A 14,670-nucleotide genomic window follows, 5' to 3' on the forward strand; every position below is an offset into this window, starting at 1 on the left:
GAAGCATGGTGACATGTGGAGCTGACGAATACTAATAGATCGAGGACTTAACCATATAATATGAAGCAATGTTATCTAGTTTTGAAAGAATATAAAAAACTTGTTGACTTTCAAAAGTAAATGAGTTAAAATAATTCTTGTCTTAAATGAATACAGTCTGGTAATGATGGCAGAGAGGCCACACCCGTTCCCATACCGAACACGGAAGTTAAGCTCTCTAGCGCCGATGGTAGTTGGGACCTTGTCCCTGTGAGAGTAGGACGTTGCCAGGCAAATGGAGGATTAGCTCAGCTGGGAGAGCACCTGCCTTACAAGCAGGGGGTCGGCGGTTCGATCCCGTCATCCTCCACCATTTAGCCGACTTAGCTCAATTGGTAGAGCAACTGACTTGTAATCAGTAGGTTGGGGGTTCAAGTCCTCTAGTCGGCACCAGAAATCATGGCGGTTGTGGCGAAGTGGTTAACGCACCGGATTGTGGCTCCGGCATTCGTGGGTTCGATTCCCATCAGTCGCCCCATTTTTCTTAAATAAATTAATATGCGGGTGTGGCGGAATTGGCAGACGCACCAGACTTAGGATCTGGCGCCTTTGGCGTGGGGGTTCGACTCCCTTCACCCGCACTTTTAATTAAATAACTCATACATGTCTTGCGGAAGTAGTTCAGTGGTAGAATACAACCTTGCCAAGGTTGGGGTCGCGGGTTCGAATCCCGTCTTCCGCTCCAATTTTCAATATGACATGCCGGGGTGGCGGAACAGGCAGACGCACAGGACTTAAAATCCTGCGGTGGGTGACCACCGTGCGGGTTCGACCCCCGCCCTCGGCACCATATGCGCCCGTAGCTCAATTGGATAGAGCGTTTGACTACGGATCAAGAGGTTAGGGGTTCGACTCCTCTCGGGCGCGCTTTTATTAACGGGAAGTGGCTCAGCTTGGTAGAGCACCTGGTTTGGGACCAGGGGGTCGCAGGTTCAAATCCTGTCTTCCCGATATTCCAAAAAACATGGGGCCTTAGCTCAGCTGGGAGAGCGCCTGCCTTGCACGCAGGAGGTCAGCGGTTCGATCCCGCTAGGCTCCACTTATATTAATATCATTTATGGCGGTGTAGCTCAGCTGGCTAGAGCGTACGGTTCATACCCGTGAGGTCGGGGGTTCGATCCCCTCCGCCGCTACCATAAAGGACCTTTAGCTCAGCTGGTTAGAGCAGACGGCTCATAACCGTCCGGTCGTAGGTTCGAGTCCTACAAGGTCCACCATTAGACGTATATATCTCGGAGGTATACCCAAGTTCGGCTGAAGGGATCGGTCTTGAAAACCGACAGGCGGCGAGAGTCGCGCGGGGGTTCGAATCCCTCTACCTCCTCCATTTTTTCTAAAGTGAATATTTTATCATCGCGGGGTGGAGCAGCACGGTAGCTCGTCGGGCTCATAACCCGAAGGTCGCAGGTTCAAATCCTGTCCCCGCAACCAAATGGTCCCGTGGTGTAGTGGTTAACATGCCTGCCTGTCACGCAGGAGATCGCCGGTTCGACCCCGGTCGGGACCGCCATTTTTTACATAAAGGCTCGGTAGCTCAGTCGGTAGAGCAGAGGACTGAAAATCCTCGTGTCGGCGGTTCGATTCCGTCCCGAGCCACCATTTTGAAATCACGAGCCGACTTAGCTCAATTGGTAGAGCAACTGACTTGTAATCAGTAGGTTGGGGGTTCAAGTCCTCTAGTCGGCACCACTTTCAAAATGAGCCATTAGCTCAGTTGGTAGAGCATCTGACTTTTAATCAGAGGGTCGAAGGTTCGAGTCCTTCATGGCTCACCATTTACAATTTAATGCGGGTGTAGTTTAGTGGTAAAACAAGAGCCTTCCAAGCTCTGGTCGAGAGTTCGATTCTCTTCACCCGCTTTTCAATTATGGGCCTATAGCTCAGCTGGTTAGAGCGCACGCCTGATAAGCGTGAGGTCGATGGTTCGAGTCCATTTAGGCCCACCATAATTGTTCCGCAGTAGCTCAGTGGTAGAGCTATCGGCTGTTAACCGATCGGTCGTAGGTTCGAGTCCTACCTGCGGAGCCATATTTATAGAGAAGTACCCAAGTGGCTCAAGGGGCTCCCCTGCTAAGGGAGTAGATCGCGAACGCGGTGCGAGGGTTCGAATCCCTTCTTCTCTGCCAGAACTGGCCCGTTGGTCAAGTGGTTAAGACACCGCCCTTTCACGGCGGTAACACGGGTTCGAATCCCGTACGGGTCATACTAAAAGAGATAGCATAATCTGCTATCTCTTTTTTGTTGTATAAAGGTGGACTTTGGATAGTCTGCTTTTTTATGCAATAGAAGAAATATGAAGTATGGGCTGTTGCAGTTGGGTATAGAGAGCGGTAAATACAATCATGTTGTTTATTTACCCCAGCTGTATGGCTGTAGCCTCCTACACTTGGAGAAACCGATGAAAATAAATAATATATAGAAGAAGCTGCTTCTTTCAACAGGTGTGATCTACTGGAGACAGCTTTTTTATGTTGTCATTATTGTCGAGTTTTGTCGGTAAGTCGATATATTGCAAAAATCGCTGATATAATTTGAGTTACGATCGATAAATTTTAATAATCGCTGATATATTTGGAGTTACGGTCGATATATTCTAAAAATCGCCGATATAATTTCACTTACCGATGAAAACCACAAGAAAAACCCTTTCACAATCTAAAGAAAACGCCTCAATTGAAATGGATTCCACACCTATTCCAATAACTTTACACTCTATGTGAAAAAGTTCACAAATAGGTCATAATTTGTGAAGTAATTCACAATAATACGTGCTACAATATGAATGTAAAGAAGTTAAACAACATTAAATTAGTATTTTAATTAATTACTTAAACAATCATAAAAAAATATATGTGAACAATAGAGAGGGGAAATTACCATGAAAAAAGGTATCAATCGTGTAGTATTAGTAGGAACAGGAGCTGTAGGTTGTAGTTACGCTTACTCAATGATCAACCAAGGTGTAGCTGAAGAATTCGTATTAGTAGATGTTAATGAAGCAAAAGCAGAAGGGGAAGCAATGGACTTAAGCCATGCGGTACCATTCTCTCCATCACCAACAAAAGTTTGGAGCGGTAGCTATGCAGATTGTAAAGATGCAGATTTAGTTGTTATCACTGCTGGGTTACCACAAAAGCCAGGTGAAACTCGTTTAGACTTAGTTGAGAAAAATACAAAGATCTTTAAACAAATCGTTCGCGGCATTATGGATAGCGGATTCGATGGAATCTTCTTAATCGCAACTAATCCAGTTGATATTTTAACTTACGTAACTTGGAAAGAATCTGGTTTACCGAAAGAGCGCGTAATCGGTTCTGGTACTACTTTAGACTCTGCTCGTTTCCGTTACATGTTAGGTGACTACTTAGATGTAGATCCACGTAACGTTCATGCTTACATCGTTGGTGAACACGGTGACACTGAACTTCCAGTATGGAGCCACGCTACTATTGGTGTACAAAAATTAGAAACAATCTTAGCTAACAACGAACAGTACAAACAAGAAGACTTAGACAAAATCTTCGAAAACGTACGTGATGCAGCTTACCATATCATCGAGCGTAAAGGTGCAACTTACTACGGAATCGGTATGTCACTACTTCGTGTAACTAAAGCAATCTTAAACAACGAGAACAGCGTATTAACTGTATCTGCATACCTTGAAGGTCAATACGGCGAGAAAGATGCTTACGTAGGTGTTCCAGCTGTAATTAACCGCGAAGGTGTACGTGAAATCGTAGAACTTGAGCTAAATGAAGAGGAAAAAGTGAAGTTCGCTCATTCTGTAAAAGTATTAAAAGAAACAATGGCACCAGTACTATAATAATTGCTAAATAATTCAGAGGTGGGAAACTGCTTCTTACCTCTGAACTTATATAATTTAATATAAATTCCTTTTCCGGTTTCCCTTGTATATCCCCAATATACCCCTTTTGCTGGATAAGGGTCGTTTATAGAAAAGAGCACTCTATTTTACGTAGAGTGCTCTTTATTATTCCGCTATTTGTCGGGCAGTAAAAACCCACTGATTAAAGTTTCAATTTATTATTTTTTAGGTGTTAATCCTAATTTCTTTAAAATATCTGCCAGTGTACCGCTTTTGGATTTTTCTACAGGTGTTTGTGATTTAGATGCATCTGGACCTTTTTTCAAGAAGTTCCTTTCAACGAAGCGAATATCTTTTTCGTCGACAATACCATCTTTATTAAGGTCTCCGTCTTTTACAGTTAGTTCTTTTTTACCATAGTTGCTAGCGATAATTTCAGCATCTTTAATATCGATTACTTTATCACCATTTACATCGCCGGCAAGGTTTTCGTCAGGTCTTGCATAATAATATTGGCCAAGCAGCTTACCGTCTTTTTCAGTACCAAGTTTCGTTGTTAGGCGGCTTGTTAAATGTCTTGGCACCTCTACATATAAGTTATAGTCGCGTTTATTAACTGGAAGTTCATTTAGTTTGAAGTATCCGTATTTATCTAGTGAGCCTTCAAACTTATGACGGTAAGAATCAGTCGCATATACTTTTACGCCAAGCTTTGTATAATCGAACTTTTCATCTAAATATCCGCATTCATTTAAGAACGCACCAGGTTTAATATTTCCTTCTACTAGTGAGTTTAAGGACATAACTGAGAATGTTTGATCTTGAAGTACACGCATTCTATTTGGTTCTGATTCACCTTGTTTCCAGTAAACAAAAATTGGTGACTCTAATTGAGCGTTTGCTTCATAAAATTCATCATTTTCTACTTTGAAAGTTACATCAATGAACGGGAAATCACCATCTAATCCAGCAAAGTTTTTGTCATCGATAGCGCCGCCAACTGTAACAGAACCTGCCTCTAGTTTCGGTTCATTTACTTTTGCGGTTACTCCTTTGTCGGAAAGTAGCTTTTCAAAAGCAGGATTAAATTTCGCATTTTAATAAAATTATGACAAAAAATATTGATAAACATTTTTTTATGATAGATTATTTTGTTTTGATTTTGAGTGGAAAATAGCATGAAAAGTAGGATAAACCTACTAAAATAAAGATTGAGAAAAAATAATAAGAAAAAATATACAAGGGTAATAAAGCGTTTTCAATGAATATTCGTCAAAATTCGATATTTTACACGGAAATGTGAAGAAAAACTAACATTTTTAAGAAAAAAACGAATGTTTTTTATAAATTAACAAGGATATTGCAGTTTTTCGCAGAAATAGTTAAAGTATAAAAAATTCTGTCATCTAAGTGAGGTGAGCATATTGAGTGTAATAAATTGTGAAGAAGTGAAACGAGATGAGTTTCATACAGAAAAGTACTATGAAAGTTATAACATCTTTGGCGCACATGTTGTGACGGAAGATGAGATTCAAGGGGTACGATTTACAGTGTGGGCTCCTCATGCGAAAGCAATGAGTGTTGTTGGAGATTTTAATGAGTGGGATTATGAGCAACATAAGATGCTACAAGTGACAGAAGAAGGCATTTGGTCCTTATTTATACCGCATATTGAAGAAGGAGAAATATATAAATATGCGATTGAAACGTTGGCTGGTGACGTCATTTTAAAGGCAGATCCGTATGCTATATATGCAGAAGTAAGACCGAATACGGCATCTGTAGTTTTTGATATAAAAGGATATGAATGGAAGGATAAAAACTGGAATCGTAAGAAAAAGAAAAAACCGATTTATAAAGAAGCGATGACAGTTTATGAATTACATTTTGGTTCTTGGAAAAAGAAAGAAGATGGAACACTATATTCTTACAGGGAAATGGCAGAAGAACTCATTCCGTATGTGGTGGAACATCAATTTACACATATTGAAATTATGCCGCTTGTTGAGCATCCATATGATCGTTCTTGGGGATATCAAGGAACGGGATATTATGCAGCGACGAGTAGATTTGGTACACCGCATGATTTAATGTATTTTGTCGACGAATGTCATAAATATGGAATCGGTGTCATTTTAGATTGGGTACCGGGGCACTTTTGTAAAGATGCTCACGGTTTATATTTGTTTGATGGCACACCGACCTATGAATATAAAGATAAAGATGTACAAGAAAATCTAGTATGGGGAACTGTCAATTTTGATTTAGGAAAGAGAGAGGTACGTAATTTCTTAATTTCAAATGCGTTATTTTGGATGAGATATTTCCATATTGATGGTTTCAGAGTAGATGCAGTTGCGAACATGTTGTACTGGAATAAAGAAGGACAAGAGCAAAGTAATGAGTACGCTGTGTCATTTTTACGGGAGTTAAATGAAGCAGTGTTTGCAGAGGATGAAGATTTTCTTATGACGGCAGAGGATTCAACAGCTTGGCCACTTGTAACAGCACCAACGTATGAAGGTGGGCTTGGATTCAATTACAAATGGAATATGGGCTGGATGAATGACGTGCTGAAATATATGGAGTGTGCGCCAGAGTACAGAAAATATATTCATGAGAAAATGACGTTCTCTTTACTATATGCTTACTCTGAAAACTTCATATTACCGCTTTCTCATGATGAAGTCGTTCATGGGAAAAAGTCGTTATTAAATAAAATGCCAGGTGATTACTGGGATAAGTTTGCTCAGCTTCGTTTGTTATATGGATATTTCTTTACTCACCCAGGAAAGAAATTACTTTTCATGGGAGGAGAATTCGGGCAGTTTGATGAGTGGAAAGACCTTGAAGATTTAGATTGGAATTTACATGATTTTGAAATGCATCGTTATATGCATGATTACTTTAAAGAGCTCATAGCATTGTATAAGCGCTCAAAACCACTTTGGCAGCTTGATCATTCGCCTGAAGGTTTTCAGTGGATTGATGCTAATAATAACGAGCAAAGTATTTTCTCGTTTATCCGCCAAGGGGATAAACAAGAAGATGCGTTAGTTATCGTATGTAATTTTACGAAAGCTACATATGAAAACTATAAAGTAGGTGTACCAGATTTCGAGTATTATAACGAGATTTTAAACAGTGATGCACAGCAATATGGCGGTTCGGGACAAGTGAATAAGAAACGTCTTAAGACGATTCTAGAACCGTACCATAATCAAGCAGCACATGTAGAGATTACAATTCCACCATTTGGCGTATCCATATTACGACCAGTGAAGACGAGAAAGGGGAGCAAAAAACAAGATGGCTCAAAAACAAAAGTGCGTAGCAATGTTACTAGCAGGGGGAAAAGGTAGTCGTTTAAGTGCATTAACAAAGAATTTAGCCAAGCCAGCTGTTCCATTTGGTGGTAAATATCGCATTATTGATTTTACGCTAAGTAACTGTGCGAATTCTGGTATTGAAACGGTTGGGATTTTAACGCAATATCAACCACTCGAACTTCATAATTATATCGGAATCGGAAATGCGTGGGATTTAGACCGAGTAAACGGTGGGGTCACAGTCTTACCTCCTTATGCGGAGTCTTCAGGGGTTAAGTGGTATACAGGTACGGCAAGTGCCATTTATCAAAACTTAAACTATTTAAGTCAGTATGAACCGGAGTATGTTCTCATTTTATCAGGCGACCATATTTATAAAATGGATTACAGTAAGATGCTAGATTACCATATTGAGAAAGAATCGGACGTATCCATTTCTGTTATTGAAGTACCTTGGGATGAAGCAAGTCGCTTTGGCATTATGAATACAAATGAAGAAATGGAGATTGTTGAGTTTGAAGAGAAACCACAATTTCCAAGAAGTAATCTTGCATCAATGGGAATCTATATTTTTAATTGGTCAATTTTGAAAGAGTATTTAGAGATGGATGCAAGAAACCCTGAATCTAGTAACGATTTCGGAAAAGACGTACTTCCGCTTTTATTGGATGAAGGGAAGAAGCTAATGGCGTATCCGTTTGAAGGATATTGGAAAGATGTTGGAACGGTGAAGAGCTTATGGGAAGCGAATATGGATTTGCTTCGCGATGAAACATCACTGAATTTAAACGATCGTAATTGGCGTATTTACTCAGTCAATCCAAACGAACCGCCTCAATATATTGCTGAAAAGGCGAAAGTAGAAGAATCGCTTATTAACGAAGGGTGCGTCATTGAAGGGGACGTGAAGCATTCTGTGTTATTCCAAGGAGTGACGGTGGAAGAAGGAAGTATGGTGATTGATTCTGTCGTTATGCCAGGGGCTAAGATTGGTAAAAATGTTGTGATTGAAAGAGCGATTGTTGGATCAGAAATGGTTATCGAGGATGGAACAATCATTCGTCCAGAAAAGAATGTTGACGATGTAGTATTAATTGCTGAAGGGAAATAGAAAAGGGGGATGAAATGAATGGGAGAAAAAATGTTAGGAATTATTAATGCAACGGGAAGTTTTCCTTCCTTAAAGAAAGTAACAGGGCATCGTTCACTAGCGGCGTTACCGTTTGGGGGCCGTTATCGACTCATTGATTTCATGCTTTCAAATATGGTGAATTCTAGTATTCATAGTGTGGCAGTTTTTACAAGCCATAAAAATCGTTCGTTAATGGACCATGTTGGTTCAGGAAAACAGTGGGATTTAGATAGAAAACGAGACGGACTATTTTTATTCCCGCCAAACTGCCAATGTGACCAAGATGAATTTGGGTCTTTTGCACACTTTAGAAGACATATTGATTATTTTCTAAGAAGCAGAGAAGAGTACGTTGTTATTACGAATAGCCATCTCGTAACAGCATTAAATTTTCAAGCGGTGTTAGAGCGACATATACATACGGCAGCTGATATTACGGAAGTTTGCCATGAAGGGGGTTCGCTTCAAACATACGTGTTAAAGAAACAATTATTGTTAGACTTATTTGAGTCATATAAAGGTGTGGAACAATACAGTTTATTTGATGTAGTGAGAGAAAAGCGCGGGAAATCATTACACATTGCTACATATGAACATACTGGATATGTAGCAATTATTGACTCGATTGAAAGTTACTATAAACATAGCTTAGAAATTTTGCAACCTGCTATTTGGAAGCAATTATTTAAGAAAGAAGCACCGATCTTTACGAAAGTAAAAGATGAGCCACCAACTCGTTATCTAAAGGGTGCAGTCGTGAAAAATACAATGATTGCAAACGGTAGTATTATTGAAGGGGAAGTCGAAAACAGTGTTGTTTCCCGTTCAGTTAAAATTGGAAAAGGTTCAATTATTCGTAACAGTATTATTATGCAAAAGAGCCAAATTGGAGATAACTGTATAATAGACGGTGTTATTATTGATAAAGACGTGAAAATTGGTGACGGTGTCGTATTAAAAGGAAACGCCGATGGGCCGTATGTTGTAGAAAAAGGAAGCGTACAAAACAGTACGATTAATAGTTATTCTTAAAAGAATCAGTGGGGGCTTTTTCCTCCACTGATTAAAGTTTTAATTTAAATGAAAACTCGAAGGGAGGAAGCTGCAAGAGGAGTAATAAAAACTTTTCGCGCAGTGGGACAACAAGTGAATATTTTATTTGCAGTATCAGAATGTGTACCGTTTGTGAAATCGGGAGGATTAGCTGATGTAGCGGGTGCGCTCCCAAAAGAGCTGAAAAAATTAGGAGTGGACGTTCGTATTATACTTCCAAATTATAGCCTCATTCCGCAAAAGTTAAGAGATGGATGTACGTTACATAAAGTAATTAACGTCCCGCTTGGGTGGAGAAATCAATATTGTGGAATTTTAAAAGGTGAGCAAGACGGAATTACGTATTACTTAATAGATAATGAATATTATTTTAAGAGAGATTCTCTGTATGGTCATTATGATGACGGAGAGCGTTTTTCTTATTTCTCAAAAGCGGTGTTAGAGTGTATTTCGCACCTTGATTTTGAAGTGGATATTCTTCATAGCCACGATTGGCATACGGCTATGGTTAATTTCTTACTTCGTGAAAAGTATCAAGATAACCCGTTATATGAGCGTATTAAAACGGTATATACAATTCATAACTTACAGTTCCAAGGTGTATTTCCTCCTGAAGTAATGTACGACTTGTTAGAACTTGGTGATGAATATTTCCACAGTGAGCAGTTAGAGTTTTATGGGAATGTGAACTTTATGAAGGGCGGTATTATAGCTTCAGATCAAATTACAGCAGTTAGCCCGACATATAAAGAAGAAATTCAATATGAGTTTTTCGGTGAGAAGTTAGATGGGTTGTTACGCAAATATAATGATAAGCTTAGCGGCATTGTAAATGGAATTGATACGAGCGTATATAATCCAGAAACGGATTCGTATATTAAGGCTCAGTATGATGCAGAGTCATTATATGAAAAGAGTGAAAATAAACGCGCCTTGCAGCGTTATTTTGGTTTGCCAGAAAAAGAGGATACACCAATTATTTCAATGGTAACGAGATTAACGAAGCAAAAAGGTCTTGATTTAGTACGTACTGTATTCCGCGAAATAATGGAAGAAGATGTACAATGTATTATTTTAGGATCAGGTGATTCGGAATATGAGCAATTCTTTGAATGGATGGCATATGAGTATCCGGAGAAGGTAAAAGTTTATATCGGATTTAATGAAGAATTAGCTCATCAAGTGTATGCAGGAAGTGATTTATTCTTAATGCCATCGCTGTTTGAACCGTGTGGACTTGGACAACTTATCGCATTAGCATACGGTACGATTCCAATTGTAAGAGAAACAGGTGGATTAAACGATACGGTACATTCTTATGATGAAGAAACTGGAGAAGGAAATGGTTTTAGTTTCACGAATTTTAATGCACATGACATGCTGCATACGATCCATCGTGCAATTGAATTCTATCACGATAAACCGGTATGGGAGCAGCTTGTAAAGCAAGCGATGACGGAAGATTATAGCTGGGAGAAGTCAGCTCTTGCTTATAAGAAATTGTATAAAAGTCTCATGGAATAACATGTAGGTGGTGAAGAAATGTTTACTCATGTTGAAAGTTTCAAATCAGCTTTTCTAGAAAAGTTAGAGACGATGTATGGTAAAAGTTTCAAAGACTCTACAACACGTGATCAATACAATACGCTTGGGTACATGGTGCGTGAATATATGAATGGTCAATGGATTGCAACGAACGAGAGTTATCGATCCGGAGAGCAAAAGCAAATGTATTACTTGTCTATTGAGTTTTTGCTTGGACGTTTGCTTGGAAGTAACATCTTGAATTTAGGTATTCGAGATGTATGCGAGCAGGGGTTATCTGAACTAGGGATTTCGTTACAAGAGTTAGAAGAAGTGGAAGCAGATGCAGGCCTTGGTAATGGTGGGCTTGGACGCTTAGCAGCCTGTTTTCTCGATTCACTTGCATCTTTAAACTTGCCAGGACACGGCTGTGGAATTCGTTATAAACATGGTTTGTTTGATCAGAAAATTGTTGATGGTTATCAAGTTGAATTTCCAGAACAGTGGCTTCTTCATGAAAACGTATGGGAAGTAAGAAGGCATGATCAAGCTGTAGAAGTAAGTTATTTCGGCAGTGTTGAACCGCTAGAAATTGACGGGCGTTTAGAGTTTAGGCATACAAATGCAGAAATCATTATGGCCGTGCCATATGATGTGCCGGTAGTTGGCTATGAGACGAGTACTGTAAATACACTTAGACTTTGGAATGCTGAACCAGTTCCTTTCCCGCAAAACTGCAAAGATATTTTGAAATATAAGCGTGAAACAGAGGCTGTATCGGAGTTTTTATATCCAGATGATACGCATGATGAGGGAAAAATACTTCGTTTAAAACAACAGTATTTCCTCGTATCAGCAAGTTTGCAAAATATCGTTCGAATGCATAGAGAAAGATATGGTGACCTTCGTCAACTACATGAAAAAATTGCGATCCACATTAACGATACACATCCGGTTTTAGCAATTCCGGAACTGATGCGCATTTTACTAGACGAAGAAAAGTTAGCATGGGAAGAAGCTTGGCACATAACGACGCAGACGATTTCTTATACGAATCATACAACGTTATCAGAAGCGCTCGAAAAGTGGCCAATTCACATTTTTAAACCGTTATTACCGAGAATTTATATGATTATTGAAGAGATTAATGAACGTTTCTGTCATGAACTTTGGGAACAGTATCCGTATGAGTGGGATCGTATTGAAGCAATGGCGATTATTGCACATGACCTTGTGAAAATGGCTCATTTAGCGATTGTCGGTAGCCATAGCGTAAATGGTGTAGCGAAAATTCATACGGAAATATTAAAGCAGCGGGAAATGCGATTGTTTTATGAATTTTATCCAGATAAGTTTAATAATAAGACGAATGGAATTGCTCATAGGCGCTGGCTTATGAAAGCAAATCCACAGTTAACAAATCTCATTTCAGAGGCGATTGGAACAGAGTGGAAGAAAGAACCGATTAAGCTTCAAGAGCTACAATTAGTTCAATATGATGCGAGTTTCCAAGAGAAATTTGCAGAGGTAAAACAAGAGCGTAAAGAGATTTTAGCGGAGCGTATTCATAATACAATGGGGATTACCATTGATCCAAATTCTATTTTTGATGTGCAAGTGAAAAGATTACATGCTTATAAACGACAATTATTAAATGTTCTTCATATTTTATATTTGTATAACCGTTTGAAAGAGGATGCTAGTTTTACATTTTATCCGCGTACTTTTATTTTTGGAGCGAAAGCATCACCTGGCTATTATTACGCGAAAAAAATTATTAAATTAATAAATGAACTCGCAAGAAAAGTAAATAATGACCCGTATGTCAGTCAATATATGAAAGTTATCTTTCTAGAAAACTATCGAGTTTCTTTAGCAGAAGATATATTCCCAGCGGCGGATGTAAGTGAACAAATTTCAACGGCGAGTAAAGAAGCATCGGGAACAGGTAATATGAAATTTATGATGAATGGTGCGATTACACTCGGAACGCTAGACGGTGCTAACGTTGAAATAAAAGACCGGGTCGGTGATGATAACTGTTTCATTTTCGGTTTAACAGCCGAAGAGGTTCTTCATTACTATCAAAATGGTGGATATCGTGCAAGTGATTATTATCACCACAATGGGCACATTAAAAAGGTAGTAGATCAGTTAACGAATGGTTTCTTTGCACAGTCGGGAGCCGAATTTGAAGCAATTTACGATTCTCTCGTTATTCAAAATGATGAATATTTCGTTCTGCGAGATTTTGGTCCATATGCTGAAAGACAAGAAGCTGTCGGTAGAGCTTATGAGAACCGAACGAAGTGGCTAGAAATGTCGATTTTAAATATTGCACAGTCTGGTCATTTTGCGAGCGATCGAACGATTTTGCAGTACAGTAATGAAATTTGGGGTATTGGTAATGCAGTTAAACAGTTTTAAAGAGGTTGCTATATTGGGAGATATATTATCGATTTACCAACAGAAATGGATATTAATAAATAAAACGTGCTTAATAAAATTAAGCTCGTTTTATTTATTTTGCTTAAGAAAGAAATGGAACAGTGGTATATATGATACCTGCCCCATCATACTCTCCTGTCGCAAAGTATGAAAATGTAAAGAAACCTGTAACCGTAAAAATTATAATAAGGAAAAATGCGAAGATAAATTTTAACATGTAAGGTCCCCTCATCCAAAAATAACTTCATAGATTATTATAGTATACGAATATTTTATTTCCAATTGTTTACTGGTTAAAAATGAGAAGTCAGACATGTTTTGTATGTTGTAATGGAATGATTATTTGTAATGGATTTTGTGTTTTTTGTAAATGTCATGTTGTGATGGACGTGTGCATACTCCCAATCATGATCATTAAAATTTATGTTTCGGGGAGGGAGAAGTGGGACGACATCGAATAAGTTGACGAAACGAAAGCTACTAGCTACTTGTAGTTTATAATAATTTCGAAAAGCGATATCTCCTACTTTTGGAGAAGCGAATGTATAAAGTCCATACTGTGCGAAGGCAGTATTTATACGTGCATCTAATATGTGTAATGTGGCAAGCGCGCCACCTAGACTATGCCCAGTAGCTAGCAGTTTTTTATGTGCTGGCAATGATACGAGCATATCCATAATAGAATCACGACAAGACTCATAAATAGAGAGAAAACCGTTATGGACATTTCCGCCATTTAAAGCATAAGGATAAGGTTTTTGATTGACGAGAGAATCAATAATCCAATCTGGATCTGTTTGAGTGCCTCTGAAGGCAACGATAATTGTATCCTCAGATTCTAATATAAATCCGAACCATTCTGTTGTTTGAATGGCCTTTCCTTGAAAACCTTGTACATATTGAAAACCATCTGGTATTTCGAAAATACCATTTTGTTTATATTGTTCATACGTTAACTCACAACAAGAAGCTAACAGTATGGCAGTGTCTTTATCAAAGGATAAAGGAGTACGCATTAAGGAAGCCCTCCTTAAGAAAAGGTATAGTTTAATATATGCGGTGAGGAACTTGATTCATTCTTTTGGAGGTGGAGAATAGCTTGTATCGCTTACCTAAATCAGTGGAGGAAATTATAATGTCAAAATAAAACAGTGCCTGATAAGGACACTGTTTACTCTTTTTCATCTCAAGGAATCGACTTTTTTAGTTATTCTTAATGAACTGACGCATGCGTTAGTTGCATAAGTAAGAGGTTTGAAAAAATAGCCTGTATATATTTGAATGATGAATAACTTACCTATTTTCTTGTGTTTGTTTGC

Annotated in this window: 8 protein-coding genes, 22 tRNA genes, 1 rRNA gene and 1 pseudogene; 29 read left to right on the forward strand and 3 right to left on the reverse strand. The window is 38.8% G+C overall.

Going from position 1 to position 14,670, the window contains the following annotated elements; genetic code table 11:
- Positions 1–156 precede the first annotated feature (156 nt).
- From rrf to ACTFR8_RS08370, 24 genes are all read left to right on the forward strand, one after another.
- Positions 157–272: ribosomal RNA gene (gene rrf / locus ACTFR8_RS08255) — 5S ribosomal RNA — on the forward strand.
- A 4-nt stretch (positions 273–276) separates the two neighbouring features.
- Positions 277–352, forward strand: a tRNA-Val gene (locus ACTFR8_RS08260).
- A 4-nt stretch (positions 353–356) separates the two neighbouring features.
- Positions 357–432, forward strand: a tRNA-Thr gene (locus ACTFR8_RS08265).
- A gap of 9 nt (positions 433–441) precedes the next feature.
- Positions 442–517 (forward strand) — tRNA-His (locus ACTFR8_RS08270).
- Positions 518–539: 22 nt separating this feature from the next.
- Positions 540–620, forward strand: a tRNA-Leu gene (locus tag ACTFR8_RS08275).
- Positions 621–649: 29 nt separating this feature from the next.
- Positions 650–724, forward strand: a tRNA-Gly gene (locus tag ACTFR8_RS08280).
- Positions 725–740: 16 nt separating this feature from the next.
- Positions 741–829: transfer RNA gene (locus tag ACTFR8_RS08285), tRNA-Leu, on the forward strand.
- A 3-nt stretch (positions 830–832) separates the two neighbouring features.
- Positions 833–906: transfer RNA gene (locus ACTFR8_RS08290), tRNA-Arg, on the forward strand.
- Between the two features lie 10 nt (positions 907–916).
- Positions 917–990: transfer RNA gene (locus ACTFR8_RS08295), tRNA-Pro, on the forward strand.
- Between the two features lie 15 nt (positions 991–1,005).
- Positions 1,006–1,078 (forward strand) — tRNA-Ala (locus tag ACTFR8_RS08300).
- 20 nt (positions 1,079–1,098) lie between these two features.
- Positions 1,099–1,175, forward strand: a tRNA-Met gene (locus tag ACTFR8_RS08305).
- 4 nt (positions 1,176–1,179) lie between these two features.
- Positions 1,180–1,256: transfer RNA gene (locus tag ACTFR8_RS08310), tRNA-Ile, on the forward strand.
- Between the two features lie 17 nt (positions 1,257–1,273).
- A tRNA-Ser gene (locus ACTFR8_RS08315) sits at positions 1,274–1,366 on the forward strand.
- Positions 1,367–1,393: 27 nt separating this feature from the next.
- A tRNA-Met gene (locus tag ACTFR8_RS08320) sits at positions 1,394–1,470 on the forward strand.
- A 3-nt stretch (positions 1,471–1,473) separates the two neighbouring features.
- Positions 1,474–1,549, forward strand: a tRNA-Asp gene (locus ACTFR8_RS08325).
- A 13-nt stretch (positions 1,550–1,562) separates the two neighbouring features.
- Positions 1,563–1,638, forward strand: a tRNA-Phe gene (locus tag ACTFR8_RS08330).
- Positions 1,639–1,652: 14 nt separating this feature from the next.
- Positions 1,653–1,728 (forward strand) — tRNA-Thr (locus ACTFR8_RS08335).
- A 10-nt stretch (positions 1,729–1,738) separates the two neighbouring features.
- Positions 1,739–1,814, forward strand: a tRNA-Lys gene (locus tag ACTFR8_RS08340).
- A 13-nt stretch (positions 1,815–1,827) separates the two neighbouring features.
- Positions 1,828–1,898 (forward strand) — tRNA-Gly (locus ACTFR8_RS08345).
- Between the two features lie 10 nt (positions 1,899–1,908).
- Positions 1,909–1,985 (forward strand) — tRNA-Ile (locus ACTFR8_RS08350).
- A gap of 7 nt (positions 1,986–1,992) precedes the next feature.
- Positions 1,993–2,067 (forward strand) — tRNA-Asn (locus ACTFR8_RS08355).
- A 7-nt stretch (positions 2,068–2,074) separates the two neighbouring features.
- Positions 2,075–2,165: transfer RNA gene (locus ACTFR8_RS08360), tRNA-Ser, on the forward strand.
- Between the two features lie 5 nt (positions 2,166–2,170).
- A tRNA-Glu gene (locus tag ACTFR8_RS08365) sits at positions 2,171–2,242 on the forward strand.
- Between the two features lie 675 nt (positions 2,243–2,917).
- The gene (locus ACTFR8_RS08370) at positions 2,918–3,862 is read left to right on the forward strand and encodes an L-lactate dehydrogenase (protein WP_000715340.1); all 945 of its coding nucleotides are present in this window, start codon (positions 2,918–2,920) and stop codon (positions 3,860–3,862) included.
- 221 nt (positions 3,863–4,083) lie between these two features.
- Here ACTFR8_RS08370 and ACTFR8_RS08375 read toward each other — a convergent pair.
- Positions 4,084–4,962 (reverse strand): annotated as a pseudogene (locus ACTFR8_RS08375) (dockerin type I domain-containing protein); the annotation flags it as partial.
- Positions 4,963–5,289: 327 nt separating this feature from the next.
- On the opposite strand from ACTFR8_RS08375, the gene glgB reads away from it, so the two are divergent.
- The 5 genes from glgB (at position 5,290) to glgP (ending at position 13,330) form a co-directional block, all read left to right on the forward strand.
- A complete protein-coding gene (gene glgB / locus ACTFR8_RS08380) occupies positions 5,290–7,227 on the forward strand; it encodes a 1,4-alpha-glucan branching protein GlgB (RefSeq protein WP_252209716.1) in 1,938 nt (645 codons plus the stop codon).
- Positions 7,175–8,305, forward strand: a complete 1,131-nt coding sequence (gene glgC, locus ACTFR8_RS08385) for a glucose-1-phosphate adenylyltransferase (protein ID WP_000057604.1) — start codon at positions 7,175–7,177, stop codon at positions 8,303–8,305. Before glgB ends, glgC begins: the two co-directional genes overlap by 53 nt.
- Positions 8,306–8,323: 18 nt before the next feature.
- Entirely contained in the window at positions 8,324–9,358 is a 1,035-nt protein-coding gene (glgD, locus tag ACTFR8_RS08390; RefSeq protein WP_070184444.1) for a glucose-1-phosphate adenylyltransferase subunit GlgD, read from the forward strand.
- Between the two features lie 114 nt (positions 9,359–9,472).
- Positions 9,473–10,903 carry a glycogen synthase GlgA gene (gene glgA / locus ACTFR8_RS08395; RefSeq protein ID WP_033685823.1) on the forward strand — a complete coding sequence of 477 codons (1,431 nt, stop codon included), beginning with the start codon at positions 9,473–9,475 and terminating at the stop codon, positions 10,901–10,903.
- Positions 10,904–10,921: 18 nt separating this feature from the next.
- Complete coding sequence (glgP, locus tag ACTFR8_RS08400) at positions 10,922–13,330, forward strand: glycogen phosphorylase (protein ID WP_252209715.1); 2,409 nt, start codon at positions 10,922–10,924, stop codon at positions 13,328–13,330.
- A gap of 103 nt (positions 13,331–13,433) precedes the next feature.
- Here glgP and ACTFR8_RS08405 read toward each other — a convergent pair whose 3' ends face one another.
- Positions 13,434–13,568: a hypothetical protein gene (locus ACTFR8_RS08405; protein ID WP_000911064.1), complete on the reverse strand. Its 135-nt coding sequence runs from the start codon at positions 13,566–13,568 to the stop codon at positions 13,434–13,436.
- A gap of 76 nt (positions 13,569–13,644) precedes the next feature.
- Positions 13,645–14,367 carry a lipase family protein gene (locus tag ACTFR8_RS08410; protein ID WP_001260111.1) on the reverse strand — a complete coding sequence of 241 codons (723 nt, stop codon included), beginning with the start codon at positions 14,365–14,367 and terminating at the stop codon, positions 13,645–13,647.
- Positions 14,368–14,670 lie beyond the last annotated feature (303 nt).

Source organism: Bacillus cereus group sp. MYBK15-3, from assembly GCF_051916765.1.
Taxonomy (GTDB): Bacteria; Bacillota; Bacilli; order Bacillales; family Bacillaceae_G; genus Bacillus_A; species Bacillus_A cereus.

What these genes read in the sequence shown, in the direction of transcription:
- ACTFR8_RS08370 (WP_000715340.1), top strand. Translation starts at nt 2,918, where the DNA reads ATGAAAAAAGGTATCAATCGTGTAGTATTAGTAGGAACAGGAGCTGTA.
- glgC (WP_000057604.1), top strand. Translation starts at nt 7,175, where the DNA reads ATGGCTCAAAAACAAAAGTGCGTAGCAATGTTACTAGCAGGGGGAAAA.
- glgD (WP_070184444.1), top strand. Translation starts at nt 8,324, where the DNA reads ATGGGAGAAAAAATGTTAGGAATTATTAATGCAACGGGAAGTTTTCCT.
- glgP (WP_252209715.1), top strand. Translation starts at nt 10,922, where the DNA reads ATGTTTACTCATGTTGAAAGTTTCAAATCAGCTTTTCTAGAAAAGTTA.
- ACTFR8_RS08405 (WP_000911064.1), bottom strand. Translation starts at nt 13,568, where the DNA reads ATGTTAAAATTTATCTTCGCATTTTTCCTTATTATAATTTTTACGGTT.
- ACTFR8_RS08410 (WP_001260111.1), bottom strand. Translation starts at nt 14,367, where the DNA reads ATGCGTACTCCTTTATCCTTTGATAAAGACACTGCCATACTGTTAGCT.